The sequence below is a fragment of the Acinetobacter sp. genome (genome assembly GCF_049284435.1).
Lineage (GTDB): Bacteria > Pseudomonadota > Gammaproteobacteria > Pseudomonadales > Moraxellaceae > Acinetobacter.
The window spans coordinates 13,297-34,180 of record NZ_JBAPXX010000071.1 but is presented as its reverse complement, the minus strand read 5'-3'; the positions used below and the strand labels follow the sequence as shown (position 1 = coordinate 34,180).

17 protein-coding genes and 1 pseudogene are annotated in these 20,884 nt (G+C 42.9%); 5 read left to right on the top strand and 13 right to left on the bottom strand.

Features of this window, described 5'->3' with window-relative positions; translation table 11 throughout:
* Positions 1-169 precede the first annotated feature (169 nt).
* Positions 170-733 carry a cytochrome b gene (locus WAK81_RS06215; protein ID WP_422196131.1) on the top strand — a complete coding sequence of 188 codons (564 nt, stop codon included), beginning with the start codon at positions 170-172 and terminating at the stop codon, positions 731-733.
* Positions 734-776: 43 nt separating this feature from the next.
* On the opposite strand, the gene WAK81_RS06210 is transcribed toward WAK81_RS06215, so the two are convergent.
* From WAK81_RS06210 to yaaA, 4 genes are all read right to left on the bottom strand, one after another.
* Positions 777-1,130, bottom strand: a complete 354-nt coding sequence (locus WAK81_RS06210) for a hypothetical protein (RefSeq protein WP_422196130.1) — start codon at positions 1,128-1,130, stop codon at positions 777-779.
* Between the two features lie 45 nt (positions 1,131-1,175).
* Positions 1,176-2,177 (bottom strand): adenosine deaminase, encoded by a 1,002-nt coding sequence (locus WAK81_RS06205; RefSeq protein ID WP_422196129.1) that lies wholly within the window; start codon positions 2,175-2,177, stop codon positions 1,176-1,178.
* 76 nt (positions 2,178-2,253) lie between these two features.
* Positions 2,254-3,576, bottom strand: a complete 1,323-nt coding sequence (locus WAK81_RS06200; RefSeq protein WP_422196128.1) for an NCS2 family permease — start codon at positions 3,574-3,576, stop codon at positions 2,254-2,256.
* A 1,195-nt stretch (positions 3,577-4,771) separates the two neighbouring features.
* A complete protein-coding gene (gene yaaA, locus WAK81_RS06195; protein WP_422196127.1) occupies positions 4,772-5,554 on the bottom strand; it encodes a peroxide stress protein YaaA in 783 nt (260 codons plus the stop codon).
* Positions 5,555-5,677: 123 nt separating this feature from the next.
* Between yaaA and WAK81_RS06190 the strand changes: the two genes are divergently transcribed.
* Entirely contained in the window at positions 5,678-6,310 is a 633-nt protein-coding gene (locus WAK81_RS06190) for an alpha/beta hydrolase (protein ID WP_422196126.1), read from the top strand.
* A gap of 33 nt (positions 6,311-6,343) precedes the next feature.
* Here WAK81_RS06190 and WAK81_RS06185 read toward each other — a convergent pair.
* The 5 genes and pseudogenes from WAK81_RS06185 to pheA form a co-directional block, all read right to left on the bottom strand.
* Positions 6,344-6,852: pseudogene (locus tag WAK81_RS06185) on the bottom strand (GNAT family N-acetyltransferase).
* Between the two features lie 20 nt (positions 6,853-6,872).
* Positions 6,873-7,235: a hypothetical protein gene (locus WAK81_RS06180; protein WP_253158698.1), complete on the bottom strand. Its 363-nt coding sequence runs from the start codon at positions 7,233-7,235 to the stop codon at positions 6,873-6,875.
* A gap of 99 nt (positions 7,236-7,334) precedes the next feature.
* Positions 7,335-9,581, bottom strand: coding sequence for a bifunctional prephenate dehydrogenase/3-phosphoshikimate 1-carboxyvinyltransferase (locus tag WAK81_RS06175; RefSeq protein ID WP_422196125.1), 2,247 nt, complete (start codon positions 9,579-9,581; stop codon positions 7,335-7,337).
* A 3-nt stretch (positions 9,582-9,584) separates the two neighbouring features.
* The gene (hisC, locus tag WAK81_RS06170; RefSeq protein WP_422196124.1) at positions 9,585-10,676 is read right to left on the bottom strand and encodes a histidinol-phosphate transaminase; all 1,092 of its coding nucleotides are present in this window, start codon (positions 10,674-10,676) and stop codon (positions 9,585-9,587) included.
* Between the two features lie 66 nt (positions 10,677-10,742).
* Entirely contained in the window at positions 10,743-11,852 is a 1,110-nt protein-coding gene (gene pheA / locus WAK81_RS06165) for a prephenate dehydratase (protein ID WP_422196123.1), read from the bottom strand.
* Between the two features lie 486 nt (positions 11,853-12,338).
* On the opposite strand from pheA, the gene WAK81_RS06160 reads away from it, so the two are divergent.
* On the top strand, positions 12,339-12,857 hold the full coding sequence (locus tag WAK81_RS06160; RefSeq protein WP_422196122.1) for a DJ-1/PfpI family protein: 519 nt from the start codon (positions 12,339-12,341) through the stop codon (positions 12,855-12,857).
* 84 nt (positions 12,858-12,941) lie between these two features.
* Here WAK81_RS06160 and WAK81_RS06155 read toward each other — a convergent pair whose 3' ends face one another.
* Positions 12,942-14,084, bottom strand: a complete 1,143-nt coding sequence (locus WAK81_RS06155; protein WP_422196121.1) for an acyl-CoA dehydrogenase family protein — start codon at positions 14,082-14,084, stop codon at positions 12,942-12,944.
* A gap of 159 nt (positions 14,085-14,243) precedes the next feature.
* Entirely contained in the window at positions 14,244-15,587 is a 1,344-nt protein-coding gene (locus WAK81_RS06150) for a dicarboxylate/amino acid:cation symporter (protein ID WP_422196120.1), read from the bottom strand.
* Between the two features lie 405 nt (positions 15,588-15,992).
* On the opposite strand from WAK81_RS06150, the gene WAK81_RS06145 reads away from it, so the two are divergent.
* Complete coding sequence (locus WAK81_RS06145) at positions 15,993-16,994, top strand: glycosyl transferase family protein (RefSeq protein WP_422196119.1); 1,002 nt, start codon at positions 15,993-15,995, stop codon at positions 16,992-16,994.
* An 81-nt stretch (positions 16,995-17,075) separates the two neighbouring features.
* On the opposite strand, the gene WAK81_RS06140 is transcribed toward WAK81_RS06145, so the two are convergent.
* Entirely contained in the window at positions 17,076-17,348 is a 273-nt protein-coding gene (locus tag WAK81_RS06140; RefSeq protein WP_004278992.1) for a YeaC family protein, read from the bottom strand.
* A gap of 3 nt (positions 17,349-17,351) precedes the next feature.
* The gene (locus WAK81_RS06135) at positions 17,352-18,290 is read right to left on the bottom strand and encodes an NAD(+) kinase (protein WP_004645573.1); all 939 of its coding nucleotides are present in this window, start codon (positions 18,288-18,290) and stop codon (positions 17,352-17,354) included.
* A 191-nt stretch (positions 18,291-18,481) separates the two neighbouring features.
* Here WAK81_RS06135 and mrcB point away from each other — a divergent pair, with 191 nt between their 5' ends.
* Positions 18,482-20,872 carry a penicillin-binding protein 1B gene (gene mrcB, locus WAK81_RS06130; RefSeq protein ID WP_422196118.1) on the top strand — a complete coding sequence of 797 codons (2,391 nt, stop codon included), beginning with the start codon at positions 18,482-18,484 and terminating at the stop codon, positions 20,870-20,872.
* Positions 20,873-20,884 lie beyond the last annotated feature (12 nt).

Here is a 20,884-nt window from a genome sequence, read left to right as displayed (position 1 = left end):
GAAATTCACCTGAATAAGAAATCTAAAAATCATCCTGAATGTTTAATCTGCACCCAGCCATTTCAATGGATGTTGCATGGAAGCCACCATAGCGTTGCAGATTTGGAATTGCTGAGCTGATTCGCCCTTTGCTAAGGTGCATCCATCTTTGAGGGCAACAGAAAATCACATGAAAAAAGTACAATATTACACACGCACGGCACAATGGCTACACTGGATCATGGCAATTATCTTTATTGCAGCCTGGCTGATTGGTTTTTATAGTGGGAATTTTTTAAGTTATGAGGTCGATGGCAGCTTTAAAGGCGATGTCATCACCCTGCATAAAAATATCGCCACCACCATTATTTTCCTGCTGGTTGTACGAATCTTCTGGCGTTATACCCATCCTGCCCCAGAACTACCGGATAATATGTCACTCCGGATGAAAACTTTGGCACATGCAGGTCATTTAGCTCTTTATTTCATGCTGATTGCCCTACCTGTCACCGGCTGTTTATATAGCTGGAGTCTGGGCTATCCAGCACCGGTGCTGTATTTATTTAAGCTGCCGGCACTGATTGCAGAAAATCCGGCTGTAACCGCCATCGTAAAACCTCTGCATATCTGGCTTTCCTGGGCGGTGGGACTCCTTTTAACCGGACATATTGCCGCAGCACTGAAACATCATTTTATCGATAAAGATCACGTACTCACCAGCATGACGCGACAATCTAAATCTTCTAAAAAATAATCTGTAAAACCACACACAATCAGCTTTCATTGGAAAGCTGATTTTATTTTAAGAACTCAGTCATGCAGCCTTTCAGACTGTTTGCGATTGCCTGTTGAGTGAGTTTTGACTTTACTTCTTCATCCAGAGTCGCTTTCAGTAAAGTACTGACTGGAATATCCTTGAGTGCATGTTCACCTACACATGAACAGACATTCTGTTCAAGTTCAGCTTTATTTTTGTCCTGCATAAAATAGGTTGAGGCAGTCCAGAATTTAGATGCTTTCAATTCTTTTGCACATTGGTATTCAATCACGGGTTTTAAAGTACGCTGTGTCAAAGTCATATCCGCATTTGAGCAAGCGGCAATCAACAAGGTACTGATGAGCAGAATTACGCTTTTCAATTTCATATCCATCTATAAAAACAAAGGCAGAGCGAACCTTGCCTATTATTTAAAAAATTAAACCAAGGCACGGATTTGGTTGATCCATTGCTCTTTTTCAGCATCGGTAATAAAAGAAGCTTCAAATGAGTTGATGGCCAACTGTTTCAATTCCTCATTGCTTAAATCCAGTGCTTCGGCAATGGCAATAAAATTGTCATTCATATAACCACCGAAATATGATGGATCATCTGAATTGACTGTAACGTGCACGCCTTGCTGCAAGAGGCGACGGATATTATGCTGCTGCATATCATCCACGACGCAAAGTTTCAGGTTTGACAATGGACAAACCGTCAGTGGCATCTTTTCTGCAATCAGGCGCTGCATTAACTCCGGATCTTCTTCAGAGCGCACACCATGATCAATACGATTCACTTTGAGCAAATCTAAAGCTTCCCAGACATAGGTTGCCGGACCTTCCTCACCTGCATGTGCTACAACCAACAAACCTTCTTCACGCGCTGTAGCAAAGACACGTTCAAACTTTGAAGGTGGATGCCCGACTTCACTTGAATCCAGACCGACCGCAATAATCTGGTCTTTATAAGGCAAGGCCTGTTCCAGTGTTGCAAAAGCAGCATCTTCACTTAAATGACGCAAGAAGCACATAATCAGATGTGAACTGATACCAAGTTTAGTTTTGGCATCATCACAGGCTTTTTGCAAGCCGTTGATCACCGTTGCAAAAGCAACACCGCGATCGGTATGGGTTTGTGGATCAAAGAACATTTCAGTATGCACGACCCGGTCTTCAGCACATTTTTCAAAATACGCCCATGCCAGATCATAAAAATCCTGTTCATGAATCAGTACAGCAGCACCAGCATAATAAATATCAAGGAAGGACTGAAGATTATGAAAGTTATAGGCCTGTTTTACTTCTTCAACAGATTTATACGGGATGGCAATTTTATTACGCTGAGCGATCGCAAACATTAGCTCAGGCTCAAAAGTGCCCTCAATATGAACATGAAGCTCGGCTTTTGGCAAAGCTCGAATCAACTCAAGACGGTTCATCGCTTCTCCTTATGAAACCTAAAATAATAAAAAAAGGGTGCAAACTGAGTTTACACCCTTTCTAAATCTAGAAAAATTAGCCGCCAAATAATGCGAATTTAAGCGTCCATAGTACTGCAATAATCCAGACCATATACGGTACAGTTGATGCCTTACCGGTTAACAATTTGATCAGTGCATAGCTGATGAAGCCCATCGCAATACCATCCGCAATCGAATAGGTAAATGGCATAAATACAATGGTTAAAAATGCAGGAACTGCTTCTGTAATATCTTCCCAGTCAATATGCACGATACCTTGAATCATTAAGACACCGACAAATAACAGCGCTGGCGCTGTTGCAAAGCTTGGTACAGACTGTGCCAATGGTGCAAGGAACAAACAGGCAACAAACAGGATACCGACTACAACAGCAGTTAGACCTGTACGGCCACCGGCTGCTACGCCTGCAGAAGATTCGATATATGGCGTAGTCGAAGATGTACCCAGCGCTGCACCTGCAACAATTGCAGAAGAGTCCGCAAAAAGTGCTTTTTTCAAACGCGGCAGTTTGCCATCTTTCAACAAGCCTGCACGGTGTGAAACACCAACCAGCGTACCTGTTGAGTCGAATAAATCGACCAGGAAGAAAACAAAAATCACCCCGATTAAGCTAGCAGTGAACAGACCTTCAAAGCTCATTTGCATAAATGTTGGTGCAATCGATGGTACTGCGCCAACCACACCTTTAAATTCACTCAGACCCAACGCTGCTGAAATACCGGTTAACACCAAAATACTGATGATGATCGCACCACGCACTTTAAAGTGATGCATCACAACAACCAGAAGGAAACCAAATAATGCAAGCAAAACCGATGGTTGTTTTAAATCGCCCAAACCTACCAACGTAGCTGGATTATCCACAATCAGGCCGGCATTTTTCAAAGCAATTAGCGCAAGGAATAAGCCAATACCACCACCGATGGCCAATTTCAGCGACATTGGAATCGCATTTACAATGGCTTCACGGATTTTGAACATGCTGATCGCAATAAACACAAGACCCGAGATAAACACAGCCCCAAGTGCTGTTTGCCAAGGCACACCCATTCCCAAACATACGGAATAGGTAAAGAAGGCATTCAAGCCCATGCCTGGTGCAAGTGCAATTGGATAATTTGCAATCAAGCCCATGACTAAACAGCCAATCGCGGCTGCAAGACAGGTCGCTACAAAGACAGCCCCATGATCCATCCCCGTTTCGGACAAAATCATCGGATTGACAATAATGATGTAACACATCGTTAGGAATGTAGTTACACCGGCAAGAACTTCTGTACGGAAACTGGTTTTGTTTTCACTCAGTTTAAACAGACGTTCAAGCATATTTTCTGAAGATGGATTAGGAGTCGTCATGACCTAGCCCCTATTAAGTAAACTTTATGCTTTAAGCAAGCCGTCAAATAAATGAAATTTTATAAAAAAATTCATCAATTTTAAGGATGTGTTAGCAACGAATATGCCAGCATAGCCATTTGACGGGTTAAAATGTTGGAACAGCTTACAGCCCCAGGGCTATGCTATAAAAACCCAAAAAAAATCTAAACAAAAAAGCTGCATAACCTTTATGCAGCTTTATTTTCTTGATTTAAATCAAATGCTTAACAAGATGAATTCTGCTTCATCCTGATCGTTGGCAAATTATAACACATTGATTTCTTATTGCTTCTTAGATTTTACACTTTATTAGAAATTAATATATCTTAAATGAATACTTTGAATTTTTATTATATTTATTATTGATTTAATTTTATCATTTTAGCCCAATTGGCGAGAGGAAGATATATAACTTGCTTAATGTCGATGCCGATTGGATTCCAGCAATTTACTTGAATCACGTCCATCGCTCAAGACATGACGAATCTTTTCATATTTTCTTATTTCTGACTGTTTATGCACACAAAATCCTAATAAACTGATCATTAAGGCAAAAACAGGGATAGCATATATTTTCATTTTTATTATGCTGCTTTGTAACACTATGCAATTATGCTAACAAAAAACCTAACAAACTTGTGACATAGTTTACATTTAACCCGATAGAAGGCATTTAGTCATTCTCTAAATATTAATTTTATGTAGTTTTATTTATTAATACTTAATTAATTTATAATTCTTTTTTCAAAAAAACTACTCTAAGCAAAAAAAATCTCAAAAAATAAATAAGCAATTGAATTTATTATGTTTAAAAGAGATTTATTTGAAATATAAAAATAAGATTAGATGAAATCTAACCTATTCAATAGAAATTATTTCGATTTATTTTATCGGCCTTTTCCAAGAATACTCAACTTTAATTTTTTAGAATAAAATGATCTAAATAAAGGAGATTTTGCGATGGATTTCAAGGTGTTTAGCGATATTTTTTATTTTCAACTATCTTGAAGCTCTGCATGATATTCAAGAATTACAGATTTTAATTGTCATGATGCTGTCTGTTGTTCCCTACTCACATCACATGTATGAACATGGTTCAAGAACGTAGTCATAATAGTTACATCCCAATATCCGGCATACATATCCTCATGCTGGATACTGGGAATCATCTCATTTATGCACTCAGTTGTTCATCACGCTTGAACACCAGTTCCCCTTTGAGTGAACTGTCTGCATCGAAATAATAGCCATCGCTATTAAAAGCTTTTAGCTCTTCTATACGATCAATTTTATTTTCAATCATAAAACGCGCCATAAGACCCCGTGCTTTTTTGGCATAGAAACTAATCACTTTATATTTGCCATTTTTCTGATCCAGAAATACCGGCTTGATAATGTCTGCCTGAATTTTGCGCTCGTTGACTGATTTATAATATTCATCAGAGGCAATATTCACCAGAATTTCAGAATTTGCTGCTGCTAAATCCTGATTAATCAGATCAGTAATGTGGTGAGCCCAGAAGTCGTATAGGTTATGCCCGCGGGAATTGGCTAACTTAGTTCCCATTTCCAGACGGTACGGCATCATTAAATCCAAGGGACGTAAGAGTCCATATAATCCAGACAACATGCGTAAACGGTCTTGTGCATAGTGCAAATCTTCATATTTCAAACTATAGGCATCCAGACCAGTATAGACATCGCCTTTAAATGCAAAAATCGCCTGACGGGCATTGGCCAAATTAAAATCCGGCTGCCAGTCATTGAAACGTGCGGTATTTAAACTGGCAATTTTTTCACTGACACTCATTAAGCTAGAAATTTCTGTTGCAGAAAGTGTGCGACAAACTTTAATCAAGTCCTGTGAATGTTCTAATAATCTCGCTTGAGTAAATTGGTCAGTCGGTAATGGAGTATCGTAATCGAGAGTTTTGGCTGGAGAAATTAAAGCGAGCATGGCAACCTGGTCAAAAAATGATTAATCAAACTATATCAGTCTGCTTATTTTAATTCCAATTCATGTTTTTATTCACCATAATCGTTAAAATGCACGATTCTCCTGTTAATCATCGGTTTTTATATGTCCGAGCAAATTTTTCTTCAAGGGCCTGCGGGTCAGATTGAAGTTTTTGTGGATTATCCTCAGGGTGAAGTGAAAGGATTCGCGGTAGTTTGTCACCCCCATCCATTGCAAGGCGGTACACCACAACATAAGGTTCCGGTTTTACTGGCACAAATGTATCTTGAACGTGGCTGTATTGTGTATCGTCCAAGTTTCCGTGGTTCTGGTCAAAGTGAAGGTATACACGACGAGGGCTTCGGTGAAACGGATGATGTATTAGAAGTCATTCGGTTCGCTCGTAACCAGCATATTGCCCTGCCTTTTTATGCAGGTGGTTTTAGTTTTGGTGCGCATGTCATGGCAAAAAGCTATGCAGCCTTACCCGTAGAACTGCAACCAAAGCAAACCATTTTATGTGGTCTGCCGACTGCAACAGTTGCCGGTATTCGTCATTATGTGACGCCAGCCATTAAAGGTGACATTCTGTTCATTCATGGTGAAGCCGATGAAGTGACTTTGCTCTCAGATACGATTGAATGGGCAAAGCCACAACGCCATTTAGTGACCGTATTACCTGGTGCCAACCATTTCTTTACCGGCTATTTAAAGCAATTGCGTATCGCAATGACACGATACTTAGCGCTCGGCTAAATAAAAAAACCCATCATCTGATGGGTTTTTTTATTAAAAGACAAAATCTTCTGCAAAAATTTTATAAATCACAGCCCGATATTTAGGCTTATCGATGTAACGGATAATTTTTCCGCCCAAGCGTTCTACAATTTTACGGCTAGCCCAGTTCTCTTCTGCTACCGGATAGCTTAAGACTTGAAGCCCTAATGTATTGAAAGCACAGGCCACAACACAATGCACTGCCTCATGTCTATAATGATGACCATGCGCAGTTTCACGGATCCAAATACCGACTTCAGGTATTTCATCATGAAGTCGATGCAAACCACATAGTCCAATAAATTCTTGTGTTTCAATATGACGGATCACAAATACATATTCTTTATGATCGGTCATATTTTCTAGCCAATTTTTCCAGACTGTTGCAAATCCCTGTTCAGATTCTGGTGCATCCCACGCCATAAAACGTGTCAAACTCGGCGTGATTGAAGCATAAGCTTTGCAGCATCGGCTGATTTAAAATAATTCAGGATCAAGCATTTAGTTTGCAGTGTGGGCAAAGCTAATTAAGTCTGTTGAATTAGCTCTTCCATTCAAACTCGCTAAAGCTTTCCTGCTCTTTTAGAGAGGTTTCCACTGCCTGTGCAAGCTGATTAAGCAGGCTTCTTTCGGTGATACGATCCAGCCAGTCCTGTTCTTCTTCAGGATATGAGGCAATTTCACAGACCAGATGCCCTTGTTCATCTCTGGTTTCGCAACTCACCGATAAAGGCAGCGCATGTTCTTCTACGCTGACGGCAACCTGAGCCCCACTTTGGCTTAAGGTCTGAAAACCGTATTTGCCTAATTCTTCGGCAAGTAAGTGTGCTACATATTCCTGGGTTTCTTGACCATCCCGTGGTGTTTGGCTCTGGGTATTGGCCATGAATTTTAATTTTCGCATCGCTACTTCCAAATGGCTTTTTTCTTATATGGGTTTAGCATAAGCAATATAAACAAAACAGCCAAGCAAAAGCTTGGCTGTTTCACATAAATTTAAAAATTATTCTGACACTTGAATTGGCAATCCTGCAATTGAGGTCAATTCCGTGAAGGTCGGGAAACTGGTTGCGACCGTTTCGGTTCCGACAATCTTGATCTGCTCCGAATTACGCAAACCGGCAATCGAAAAACTCATCGCGATACGGTGATCATGATGTGATTCAATTTCACCACCGCTAAAGATTGGCGACCAGTCACTGGACTTGCCCTTACCTTCAATGATGATGCCATCTTCAGTTGGGGTACAGTCGATACCCATGGTTTGAAGACCATCTGCCATGACCTGAATACGATCCGATTCTTTCACGCGAAGCTCGGCAGCACCAGTCAGAATCGTCTGACCTTCAGCACATGCTGCCGCAATGAATAACGCCGGGAATTCATCAATTGCCAATGGCACCTGATCTTCCGGCATATGAATGCCTTTTAATGTACGTGTGCCACGAATACGAATATCTGCAATCGGTTCACCGCCTGCAATACGCTCGTTTTCAACCGTAATATCCGCACCCATTTGCTTGAGGATTTCGATCACACCAGTACGGGTCGGGTTAATGCCTACCGCTTCAAGGGTGACGTCCGAATTTTCAGTAATCGCGGCACCCACCATAAAGAAGGCTGCTGAAGAAATATCTGAAGGCACCTGAATATTAGTTCCAACCAGCTTACCGCCACCTTGGAGGGAAATTCGGTTACCTTCAGTTTTCACCTCATAACCAAATGCACGCAACATACGTTCAGTATGATCGCGGGTTGGTTCAGGTTCAGTCACCGAAGTTTCACCTTCCGCCCACAGGCCTGCAAGTAAAATACCTGATTTCACCTGAGCAGAGGCCATTGGCAAATTGTACTGAATACCTTTAAGGTTTTGGTTGCCGGTGATGGATACAGGTGGTGTACCGCGTTCACCTGTGGTCTGAATTTGCGCGCCCATTTCACGTAAAGGCTTGGCAATACGTTCCATTGGACGTTTGGATAAAGATGCGTCGCCAGTCATGACTGAATCAAATTTTTGTGCAGCCAGCATACCCGACAGCAAACGCATTGAAGTGCCCGAGTTGCCCATATAAATAGCAAACTGTGGCGCTTTTAAGCCATGCATGCCGACACCATGAATGGTCACTTCACCATTTTTGGGGCCTTCGATACTCACACCCATGTCACGGAAAGCCTGCAAAGTTGCCAGTGCATCCTCACCTTCCAGAAAGCCAGTCACATGCGTGGTGCCTTCAGCAATCGCACCAAACATGATCGAGCGATGTGACACAGATTTGTCACCTGGCACGGTAAATTTACCCTGAAATTTCTTGGCACCCGGCTGAATGGTAAATTGTTGTGTCACTTTATTTTTCTCCATGAAAGGTTTCTTGGCGAGCATATGGTTGAAATGCTGGCGAGCTGCCTGCGCATGACCCAATAAGCCCATCAATGCGTGGGAATCTTCATCTTCAATCAATTTGCGGATAATCGCTAGCTGCTGTTCAAAGCCATCAACAGCATTCAGAACTGCTTTTTTGTTGGCAAAAAAGATGTCATGCCACATTTGTGGATCGCTAGCGGCAATTCGGGAAAAATCTCTGAAACCACCCGCAGCATAACGAAATATATCTAAATTGTCTTCACGCTTGGCCAGTTGTTCAACCAAGTTGAATGCCATGAGATGCGGAAGATGACTGGTATGCGCCAGTACTTCATCGTGCTTGTCAACATCCATGCAAATCACTTCGGCTTTCGCCGCTTGCCACAGCTGAATCAGTTTATCGACGGCCCAGTCTGCACTGCTTGGCAGTGGCGTCAAAATCACCTTGTGATTGGCAAATAAATCGACTTTGCCTGCATGTACACCAGTATGTTCTGCACCGGCAATCGGATGGCCCGGTACAAAACCTTCAGGCAGTGCATCACCAAAGACCGCTTTCGCTGCATCGACCACATTGCCTTTGGTACTACCAACATCAGTGATAATGGTATCGGCAGATAAATAAGGCTTGACGGCTTCCAGCACCTTTTGCGTGGCACGCACCGGTAATGCAAGGACTACCAGATCAGCACCTTTGACCGCTTCTACAGGATCGGCATAGCCTTCGGAAATCAGGCCAAGAGATTTAGCATCTTCCAAAGTCTTTTGTGAACGTGTCGATGCAACAATGTCATTGGCCAAATGCTCGGCTCGAATGACACGCGCCAGACTTGAACCAATCAGTCCAAGCCCGATAAATGCAACTTTTTCAAACAGTGGCTGCGACATGGTTTAAGCTTTTGCCTCTAAACCGAGTACTTTAGCCAATGCGCTCAAGAATTTCGCATTTTCTGCTTCAGTACCAATCGATACGCGGATGTGATTGGAAATACCGACCGGACGAACAATCACCCCTTGCTTGAGCAAACCATTGAAGGTTGCGGCTGGATCTGCCTGCACATCAACTAGAATGAAGTTCGCACGAGAAGGCACATAGTTAAGACCCAAAGCCTTAAAGCCAGCTTCAAGTTGCGCCATACCGGCTTTATTTACTTCACGAGAACGCGCGATAAAGTCTTCATCTTTCAGTGCAGCCACCGCAGCCACCATCGCTAAATGGTTGACATTAAATGGCTGGCGAATACGGTTCAGGTAATCCGTCACTTCAACTGAAGCCAGAGCAAAACCAACACGCAGTGCAGCCAGACCATAGCACTTCGACAAAGTACGGCTAACAATCAGGTTTGGATATTGATGCAGAAACTTCAGACTGTTGAAGTTTTCCGGGAAATATTCCACATAGGCTTCGTCTAGCACCACAATCACATTGGCAGGAACTTTTTGCATGAAGGCTTCAAATTCAGCTTCTTCAAACCAGGTTCCAGTTGGATTGTTCGGGTTTGCAATGAAGACGAGTTTGGTATTGTCTTGAATGGCAGCCGCCATTGCTTCCAGGTCATGCGAGAAGCCTTTAGCTGGAACTTCAATCGCTTGTGCATTAATGGCTTGAGTCACCAATGCATAAACTGCAAAAGCATGCTGGCTATATACCACAGAATCATTTTCTGAAACGAATGCGCGGGCAAACATTTCCAGTAAGTCGTTTGAACCATTACCCAGCGTAATTTGATCGTGATTAAAACCAAACTGAGTTTTGATCTGATCTTTCAGGATAAAACCACCACCATCAGGATAACGGCCAATTTCAGCAATTTCCGCAGCTACCGCTTCTTTGACTTTATCTGAACAACCCAGCGGATTTTCATTTGACGCCAGTTTCACGATATCGGTAATACCCAACTCACGCTCAAGCTCACTGATTGGCTTACCCGGTTGATATGGCTTTAATTTTGAGATGCCTGAATTGGCTGGAACAAACGACATTTTAGACTTCCAATTTTAGGTATAAAACAGTGGTCAGCACCCTCGCCCTGACCACGGATAGCTGACTTAAAGTACAGCAGCAGGATATGAACCCAGCACGCGGACTTCTTTCACCAAAGGACGAATTTCTGCAATGGCAGCTTTGACATGTTCCTGCTCAATATGGCCTTCCAGATCAATGAAGAACACATAAGCCCATTTTTCAGGAAGTGCGGGACGCGTTTCAATACTGGTCAGACTAATGTTGTGCTTGGCAAATGGCGCCAGAATTTCCAGCAATGCACCGGCACGGTCATGCGCGGAAATCAGCAATGAGGTTTTATCATTCCCACTTTGTGGCACTTTTTCACGACCAATCACCAGGAAGCGCGTGGTGTTTTCCGGATTGTCCTCGATATTGCCATGCATGATTTCGAGTTCATAGATGCTCGCAGCAATTTCAGAGGCAATCGCGGCAGAATGCCATTCATTACGGATTCGTCGCGCAGCTTCAGCATTGGAACTTAAAGCAACTCGCTCTACCCCTGGATAATGGGCATCTAGCCATTTACGACATTGTGCCAAGGTCTGCTGATGCGCATAAATCTGTTTAATACTGTCTTTACGGGTATTTTCAGAAATCAGGAACTGATGATGAATCGGTAATTCAACTTCACCAATGACATTCAGGTTGGAGGTTTTAAAACAGTCCAGGGTATGATTGACCACACCTTCAGAGGAATTTTCTACCGGCACCAAGCCATAATGGGCACTGCCCGCCTCTACTTCACGGAAGACTTCATCAATCGTCGGTAAAGGTCGAACCACAGCATCATGACCAAAGTGCTTCAGTACTGCAGAATGAGTATAGGTGCCGACTGGGCCGAGAAAAGCAATACTTTGTGGAGCTTCAAGCGCAAGACAAGCAGACATGATTTCACGGAACAGACGCGCCATGGTGGTATCCGATAATGGACCTTCATTGCGCTCCATGACATTGCGTAAAACTTGTGCTTCACGTTCTGGACGGTAAAACAGCGGATTCTCTTCTGACGCAAACTTTGCTTTTGCGACAGCCTCAGCCAATCGTGCACGACGGTTAATCAATTGCTGAATTTGCTGATCAACAGAATCGATATCTTCACGAATTTTTGCCAAATCAAGAGAAATCGTGGTGTTTTGATCGTCGTTGATCATTGTTATGTCGCCCTTCATAAACCTTATCTGTTCAGTATAACAATAGTGAGCTTTAAAATGTTACGCAATATGACCTTGTAGATTAAGTCTTAAAAACAGACAGTTGATTTTAACCACTCATCGCTTTTAGTCATATCTAGTAACACTTAGTTCAACCTTTTTGCCTGATTTACATTATGAATTTGTAAATTTCGCCCACTCATCTTAACTGATTTTAATGAAGATGAAATATCACTATTTCTTAATCTATATAGCGATTTTAACCATAAGAAAATTAAAATAATCGCTCTAAAAATATCTTTTCTGACTTATGAAAATCTGAGATATCTTTCACAATAAAATGCACACGACTGAACTGATTTTTTTCTATTTTTCATTGATTTTATTAGTTTTTTTACACAAAAATACTAATGCGTTACAAAGCAGAGACGTTTTTTCAACCTTTAACCGCTAGTCTAATTTAAATCAAGCGTTGGGGTGTCAGTCATGCCAAAAAGAATAGCTGTCCTTATAACAAATAATTTTGAAGATCAGGAATATCTTGAACCAGTTGCAGCATTGCTGGCTGCCAAGCATAGTATCTGCAATATTGAACTTAATGCAGGTAAAGTGGTCTATGGGCTGCATGGCTGTTCTGCCGTTACCATCGACCGTGGCATCGAACAGATCAGTATTGATGACTTTGATGCCTTACTGATTCCCGGGGGGGAGTCTGCAGTTTCCCTATCTACAGATGTCCGGGTGCTACAGTTTATCCATGCCTTCAATCAGGCCAAAAAAGCCATTTTCAGTCTATGCGATGCGTCGTTATTGCTGTGTGAAGCAGATGTACTGAAAAATCGGATTATTACCAGTATCCGGGCACATGCGAGCCGTGTGCAGCATGCGGGTGGAACCTATTATGATGTAGAGCTGGTAAATGACAATAACCAGTTGATCTCATCGCGCCTGCCCAATGACCTGCCCATTTTTATTCATGAATGTCTAAATGTCTTAAAGTCATGAAGTTTAAAACAGGATAATTCTATGCTGCCTAAGCTTTCCCCCCACAAAAAAGAGTCCCTGAAAGACTCTTTTTTTATAGGTGTATTAACGTCCTAACAGACCGCGTGCCACAATCTCTTTCATGATTTCATTGGTACCACCATAAATCCGCTGGATCCGTGCATCAACGAAGAAACGTGAAATTGGATATTCAGTCATATAGCCATAACCACCAAATAATTGCAGGAGATTGTCCGCGATTTTCATCTGCATATCGGTAGAAAAGCTCTTCAATGCCGCTGCTGTTTCGACATCCAGTTTGCCTTGCATATAAAGTTCAAGATTCTGGTTATAAAATGCTGCTGTCGCCAGTTCATCAATTTTTGCTTGCGCCAGCACAAAACGGGTATTCTGAAATTGACCAATCGCCTGACCAAAAGCCTGACGCTCTTTCACATATTGTGTGGTCACGTCAATAGAGCCACGAATGGCGCCTAGAGCCGTTGAAGCAATGGCGGTACGCTCACGCGGCAATTCCTGCATCAAATAAGCAAAACCCTGTCCCGGCTGACCCAGTAACTGGTCTTTTGGTACTTTGACATTATCGAAGAACAGCTCGGAAGTGTCCTGAGCATGCAGACCGATCTTGTCCAGATTGGTGCCTTTTTTAAATCCTTCCAGATGGGTATCGACCAGCAATAATGAAACGCCTTTAGCGCGAGCTTGCGGATCAGTTTTAACGGCAAGCACCACCAAGTCAGCATGCTGACCATTGGAAATAAAGGTTTTTGAACCATTTAATAAATAGTAGTCATCTTGCAAGATGGCGCTGGTGCGCATCGCTTGTAAGTCTGAACCGGCACCCGGCTCGGTCATGCCAATCGCGCCGACTACTTCACCCGTGACCATTTTCGGCAACCAGTATTGCTTCTGCGCTTCAGTTCCGATATGCAAGATATACGGTGCAGCAATATCCGAATGACAAGATAGCCCTGTAGAGATAGCACTGTAGCCAGCACGTGCGGACTCTTCGATCAGCATCAATGAATAATCGGTTGGTACCCCATAGCCACCATATTCTTCCGGAACATCCACACACAAGAAGCCATTTTCACCGAGCGCATTCCAGACTGAACGCGGCATCAGACCTTCACGTTCCCACTGGTCGTAGTACGGCGCGACATGTTCGTTCATAAAGCGTTTAAAATTATCGCGGAATAATTCTAGATCGGCATCGTAGGCAAGCATTCTATTGTCCTTGTTGTTTATCATTTTAGTTTCCTTTTCACAGACTATCGACTTTCATGCTCCCTGTCATGTGCCGGCATTCATCTTTTTACTAACTTCACAGTCAATAAAAAAGGGAAGCCGAAGCTTCCCTTTTAGACATTAAAGACAGACTCAAACTTAGTGAGCGTTATTGCCTTCTTGCGCCATTTTTTCATCAATTTCTGCAGGATTCGCTAAAGCATAGTTCAGCTTGTCCATATCTAACTGGCCAACCCATTTCGCAACCACTAAAGTCGCCAAAGAGTTACCGACCAGATTGGTCAAGGCACGTGCTTCAGACATGAAACGGTCAATACCGAGAATCAATGCCAGACCTGCAACAGGAATATTACCCACAGCAGCCAAGGTTGCCGCCATCACAATAAAGCCTGAACCAGTCACGCCTGCCGCACCCTTAGATGAGATCAGGAGCACCAGAAGCAGCGTAATTTGATGAGATAAATCAAGTTGCGTATTGGTCGCTTGTGCAATAAAGATCGCAGCCATCGTCAAGTAAATCGACGTACCATCCAGGTTAAATGAATAACCAGTTGGAATCACCAGACCTACCACCGACTTCTCGGCACCGGCAAGTTCCAGTTTTTTCAACATACGTGGCAGTACTGACTCTGAAGAAGAAGTACCCAGTACAATCAGAAGTTCTTCGCGAATCAGGCGGATCATCTTCATGATGCTGAAACCTGCGAAACGCGCAATTGAACCCAAAACAATAAAAATAAACAGCAAACACGTGATATAGAAACAGATGATCAGTTGAGCCAACTGCGCCAGTGATCCAATACCGTATTTACCAATCGTGAATGCCATCGCACCAAATGCACCGATTGGAGCAAGTTTCATCACCATGTTCACGATGTTGAAGAATACATGTGAAATCTGGTCAATGAATTTCAGGACTGGCTTGCCTTGATCACCTAGCTTATGCAGTGCAAAACCAAAGATGATCGCGAACAATAGAACCTGCAGAATTTCGCCTTCCGCAAATGCGCCCACAACCGTATTTGGAATGATGTTCATCAGGAAGTCGATAGTCGATTGTGACTCACCTGAAGCAACATATTTACTAATGCCACTGGTATCCAGTGAAGCAGGATCAACGTTCATGCCCACACCAGGCTTCACAATGTTAATCACTACCAGACCGATGACTAACGCAATCGTAGATACGATCTCGAAGTAAAGTAAAGCAACACCACCAGTTTTACCGACTGATTTCATGCTTTCCATACCCGCAATACCGCTAACCACGGTACAGAAAATCACAGGCGCGATAATCATTTTAATCAGACGGATAAATGCATCACCAAGCGGTTTAAGCTGTTCGCCCAAGCCAGGGACATGTTGTTCTACGCCATTGATAATTTGCGTACCACTAGGCGAAAAATGCCCGACCAGAATACCTGCGATAATGGCCACAATCACTTGGAAATACAGTGACTTATAAATTGGTTGTTTCGCCATAATAAATCTACTTGAACGATATCAAAAATAAAAAAGACCATTTTGAGGAATACACTGACCTATTCATCCCTTCTCAGGATGAACTTGATCAAGTCTCAATAGGCTCAAGAGAATGTTCAAAATGATAATCAGCCATGCATTGAATCTGACACCCAGTATCAGACCAAAGTATTAAATGGGAGAAAGAGATTAAGAAAAATTAAACAGACTCTAAATTACCTAAATTTTACCGAATATTCATACCAAATGTGCATAACTTATTACGCTGTTGTTTATGTTTTAATCAGAATAGATTAGACATTAGTCGATAATCAGATTTAACTGATTGTTTTACGTATACTGAAAGGTTTATGGATTTCCATCATCTCCCTTGACATTAATATTTTCTGCAAGCTGTAAAAAGTTATGAATACCAAAAGAAATATTTATAAAGATTTCGAACATCCCTTTGCCCAATATGTACGCATTGTGGGTAAAGGGAAAAATAGCGCCCGCTCTCTCAGCTATGATGAAGCCTATCAAGCCTTTAGCATGATTTTGAAAAATGAAGTGCTAGATGTGCAGTTAGGTGCATTCTTAATGTTATTGCGGGTCAAGGAAGAATCTGTAGATGAGTTGGCCGGTTTTGTGCAGGCGACACGTGACCAGCTTAATTTCAAGACACTGGATGTTGATCTGGACTGGTCTTCCTATGCGGGCAAGCGCAAGCATTATCCATGGTTTATTCTGGCAGCCCTGACACTGGCCAAGCATGGTTTTAATATTGTGATGCATGGTGCCTCAGGTCATACCATGAACCGCGTTTACACCGAACAGGTGCTGACTTACTTAGGCTATCCAATCTGTCAAAATGATGCCGAGGTTGAACAACAGCTACAACAACAGCATTTTGCTTATATGCCGCTAGAAGTGATTTCTCCGATTTTGGCAGACTTGATTGCATTGCGGAATGTCATGGGCCTACGCTCCCCGATTCATACTCTGGCGCGTCTGATCAATCCGTTTAATGCCAAAGCGACCCTGCAAGCAATTTTTCATCCAGCGTATCGTGGTTCGCACCAGCAAGCGGCTTTCCGCTTAGGCTATAAAAACAGCGCCGTGATTAAAGGTGAAGGTGGCGAATTTGAACGTAATCCGGATGCCAAAACGCTCATCTGTGGCATTAAAGATGGCGAGCTGTATGAGCATGAACTGCCAAAGTTAACTGACAACCGCAGTCCGATTGAAGAAGAACTGGATCTAGCGCTATTTAAGGCTGTCTGGGACGGTCAGCAAAGCCATGATTATGGCGAGATTGCAGTGATAGAAACCATGGGCATTGCGCTATATACCATGGGCGTGTGTGACAGCTTTGACGCTGCGATGCAAAAAGCCAAAACCTTATGGGCGAATCGCCACACGGTTTAATCTTGTACAAAAGAAAAAAGCATTGTTAAGTGATTAACAATGCTTTTTTTAATTGTATTCCCACTTGCTGGGAATTAAGCCTTAAACAAAACGAATCGGCTTAAATTCTGGTTCATTCTTGTGATGATCATCATCACACTCCTCACCTTCTTCTTTAGTACCGCGATCGATATAACCGCTGCGCTCATTTTCAGGCAGGTTTTTCATTTCCCAGGCATAGACTGCCTGCATACAAGTCTGACGCTGTTCTGGTGTTAAGGCTACACCGTTTGGCCACTTTCCAATTTCGACTGCTGTTCTTAGACGTTCAACAATCTCAGGATTGAGTACGGCAAGCATTTGTTCAATATTCATGATTTAATCCTGCTTAAAATAATCAAAGTCCTGATTCCACCCCAATTTGGTTCGACAGGCATTATAAAAGTCATAACCAGGTGGATGCAGAAGATTCAGTTTAAAGGGATGCTTGCGAATATGGACGCTATCGCCCACATTCAAAGACACACTGTGTTGTCCATCCGCACTAACCATCGGCAGTACGCGATTTTCACGAATCAGTAATTTAATTTCACTGTGTCCACCGACCACAATCGGGCGTGAAGACAAGGTATGCGGATGCATCGGCACCAAAGCAATCGCATCCATACTTGGATGTACGATCGGGCCACCACCAGAGAGTGCATAAGCCGTAGAACCAGTCGGCGTAGAAACTATCAGGCCGTCACTATGCTGACGATAGACATATTGTCCATCAATATTCAGCTCAAAATCGATCATATGTACCGATTTTCCTGAATGAAGTACCACATCATTTAGGGCAATGGCATCGTAAATCACTTCGCCTTTGGAGCGAATTTCGACTTCGAGTAAAAAACGTCGCTCAGTCTGAAAGTCACCTTTTAATACCTGATCCAGCTTGAAGATCACTTCGGTCGGCTTGATATCCGTTAAAAACCCCAGACGACCACGGTTAACCCCGATCACCGGGGTATTGTATTTGACCAAGGCGCGTGCTGCATGTAACAGCGAACCATCACCGCCCACGACAATCACCAGATCCACCACCTCACCCAATAAGGCACGACTGACGGTTTGGGTATTTTGATAGGGAACAAGTTCAGCTGTCGCTGCATCAAAAACTGGATGTAGGCCTAAATTGAGAAGATGATCGTGAATAAGGCATAAGGTTTCAACCACCGACGATTTATCAGGACGTCCTATTAACCCGATATTTCGAAAGGTCTTATGGGAAATTTGCACCAGTGTCGTCGCTCCGCTACGAATCCTGCTTATCATAACATTAAGCTATACCTGGATGACAATTTATAACAGTGCTTCATAGGTAGGAAATTATTTGAAATATATTCGAATTAAGGAGAAATTGTGGGGTTTCATTTTAATTTTAAGCGCATTTCTTGATTAAATATTGCAAAATAATGAAAAGCTTCGCATGATTAGCACAATTTCACAGGATCTTATAAGTATTTATGAAATCTGAACGTGGCATGGGGTTTCTTGCCTTAATTTTTTCTATTATCGTCATTTCTATCTTTGTAGCATTTAGTATCTATTTGATTAGATTAGACAATATTGTACGCAACAAGTTTGAAGGTCAGCGCTGGGATATTCCGGCCAAGGTCTTCGCACGTCCGTTGGAAGTGTACGTCAATGCCCCAGTCAGCCTGCAGGATTTCCAACAAGAATTAAAATTACTCGGTTATAAAAATTCGGATAGTTATACCAAATCAGGCAGCTTTGTCACCACGGGTAATACCCTGTATGTGCATACACGCGGCTTTGATTTTGGTGACCGGGTTGAACCGGAACAGATCTTAAAAGTCAGTTTCAGTGGTGAACAGATTGCAGAAGTCAGCGCAACCAAACCATCTTCAAGCGGGATTGCGCGTTTAGAACCTTTATTAATAGGCGGGATTTATCCGCAGCATAACGAAGACCGTGTGCTGATCAAGCTAAATAAAGTGCCTAAACCCTTGATTGAAGCGCTGATCGCGACTGAAGACCGTAAATTCTATGAACATCATGGGGTTTCACCGCGTGGTATTGCACGTGCCGTGGTCAGCAATATTACTGGTGGTAAACGTCAGGGTGGCTCAACCTTGACCCAGCAATTGGTTAAAAATTTCTATTTAACACCTGAGCGCACTTTAAAACGTAAAGTGAATGAAGCCTTTATGGCGATGCTGATTGAATTGCATTATGACAAGAATGAAATTCTGGAAGCTTATCTGAATGAGGTAAATCTGGGCCAGAATGGTAACTACTCCATTAATGGTTATGGTCTGGCATCGCAGTTTTATTTTGGCCTGCCCCTGCGGGAACTGAATATTTCCCAGCAAGCATTTCTGGTGGGTTTAGTCCAAGGTCCGAGTCTATACAATCCATGGCGCAATCCTGAAAGTGCTAAAAAACGTCGTGATATCGTCCTGAATAATATGCTGGTGATGGGTTATCTGACTCAGGAACAATATGAAAAAGAAACCGCACGTCCGTTAAATGTCATTTCAAAACCGACTTTAGGCCCTGCCCGCTTCCCGGATTTTCTGGATATCGTGCGTCGTCAATTACGCACAGATTATCAGGAAACCGATCTGACCAATCAGGGTCTGCGAATTTTTACCACTTTAGATCCTTTGGCTCAAACACGAATTCAGGACAGCTTTAAAGAAACGGTGGCGCGTTTAAGCAAATCCAATCCGGGTCGCCTGAAAGATTTACAGGGTGCAGTATTGGTATCGCATCCGGAAAATGGTGAGCTGGTAGCCGCAGTGGGTTCGACTCAAGATTTTACCGGCTTTAACCGCGCAGTCGATGCCAAGCGTCAAGTCGGTTCCCTGTTAAAGCCTGTGATCTACTTGAGTGCACTGGAATCGAACCGTTATCACTGGGCGAGCCCGATTGAAGACAGTGAAATCAGCATCAAGAGTGACGGTAAAACCTGGACACCAAAAAACTATAGTGGTCGCGGACATGGTGTCATTCCAATGTCACAGGCCTTATCGCAATCTTATAACCTGTCCACTGTACGTTTAGCACAAGAATTTGGCCTGTCTACCTTTATTAATCATCTGAAAAAATTTGGTGTAACTTCAGATATTCCATCTTATCCATCGATTTACTTGGGTGCGGTAGATATGTCCCCAATGGAAGTGATGAATATTTACGGCAACTTTGCTACAGGCGGCTTTAAATACCCAACCAAAGCGATTCGCTCTGTGGTGGATGCCAACGGTCGATCTCTAGATCGTTATAGCCTGAGTGTGCAACCGACCATTGATCCGTCTTCCGCTTATGCCCTGAATTATGGCTTACAACAGGTCATGTCGAATGGTACAGGTCGTGCAGCCTATAACAGCTTGCCACGCAGTCTGAATCTTGCTGGTAAGTCCGGTACCACGAATGACAGCCGTGACTCATGGTTTGCCGGATATTCAGGTAACTATATGACTGTGGTCTGGCTCGGTCTGGATGACAACAAAGTCACTGGCTTGACCGGTTCTTCAGGTGCTCTGCCCGTTTGGACCAATGTCATGAAACAGCTACGCCAGAAACCGGTGAATCTGCCACAGCCGAATGAAATCGAATGGCATTGGCTGGATCGTTATACGGGTTTATTGTCTGCGCAAGGTTGTGAAGGCGCCATGTATATCCCGATTTCGCGTCATGCCCTGCCAAATCAGGCAACTGCCTGCGGAATCTCGCATTATGCGACGGAACCTTATGATATTGATTCAGAACCTGTGCCATCTGATGCTGAACAGGATGATATGAGTCGCTACATACAAGAAAGTGAAACAGAAATAGAACGCGATCTTGAGAGCGAAACCCGTATTATCGCCAGTGGAAGTTATAGCCATTAATTGAGTCTATGT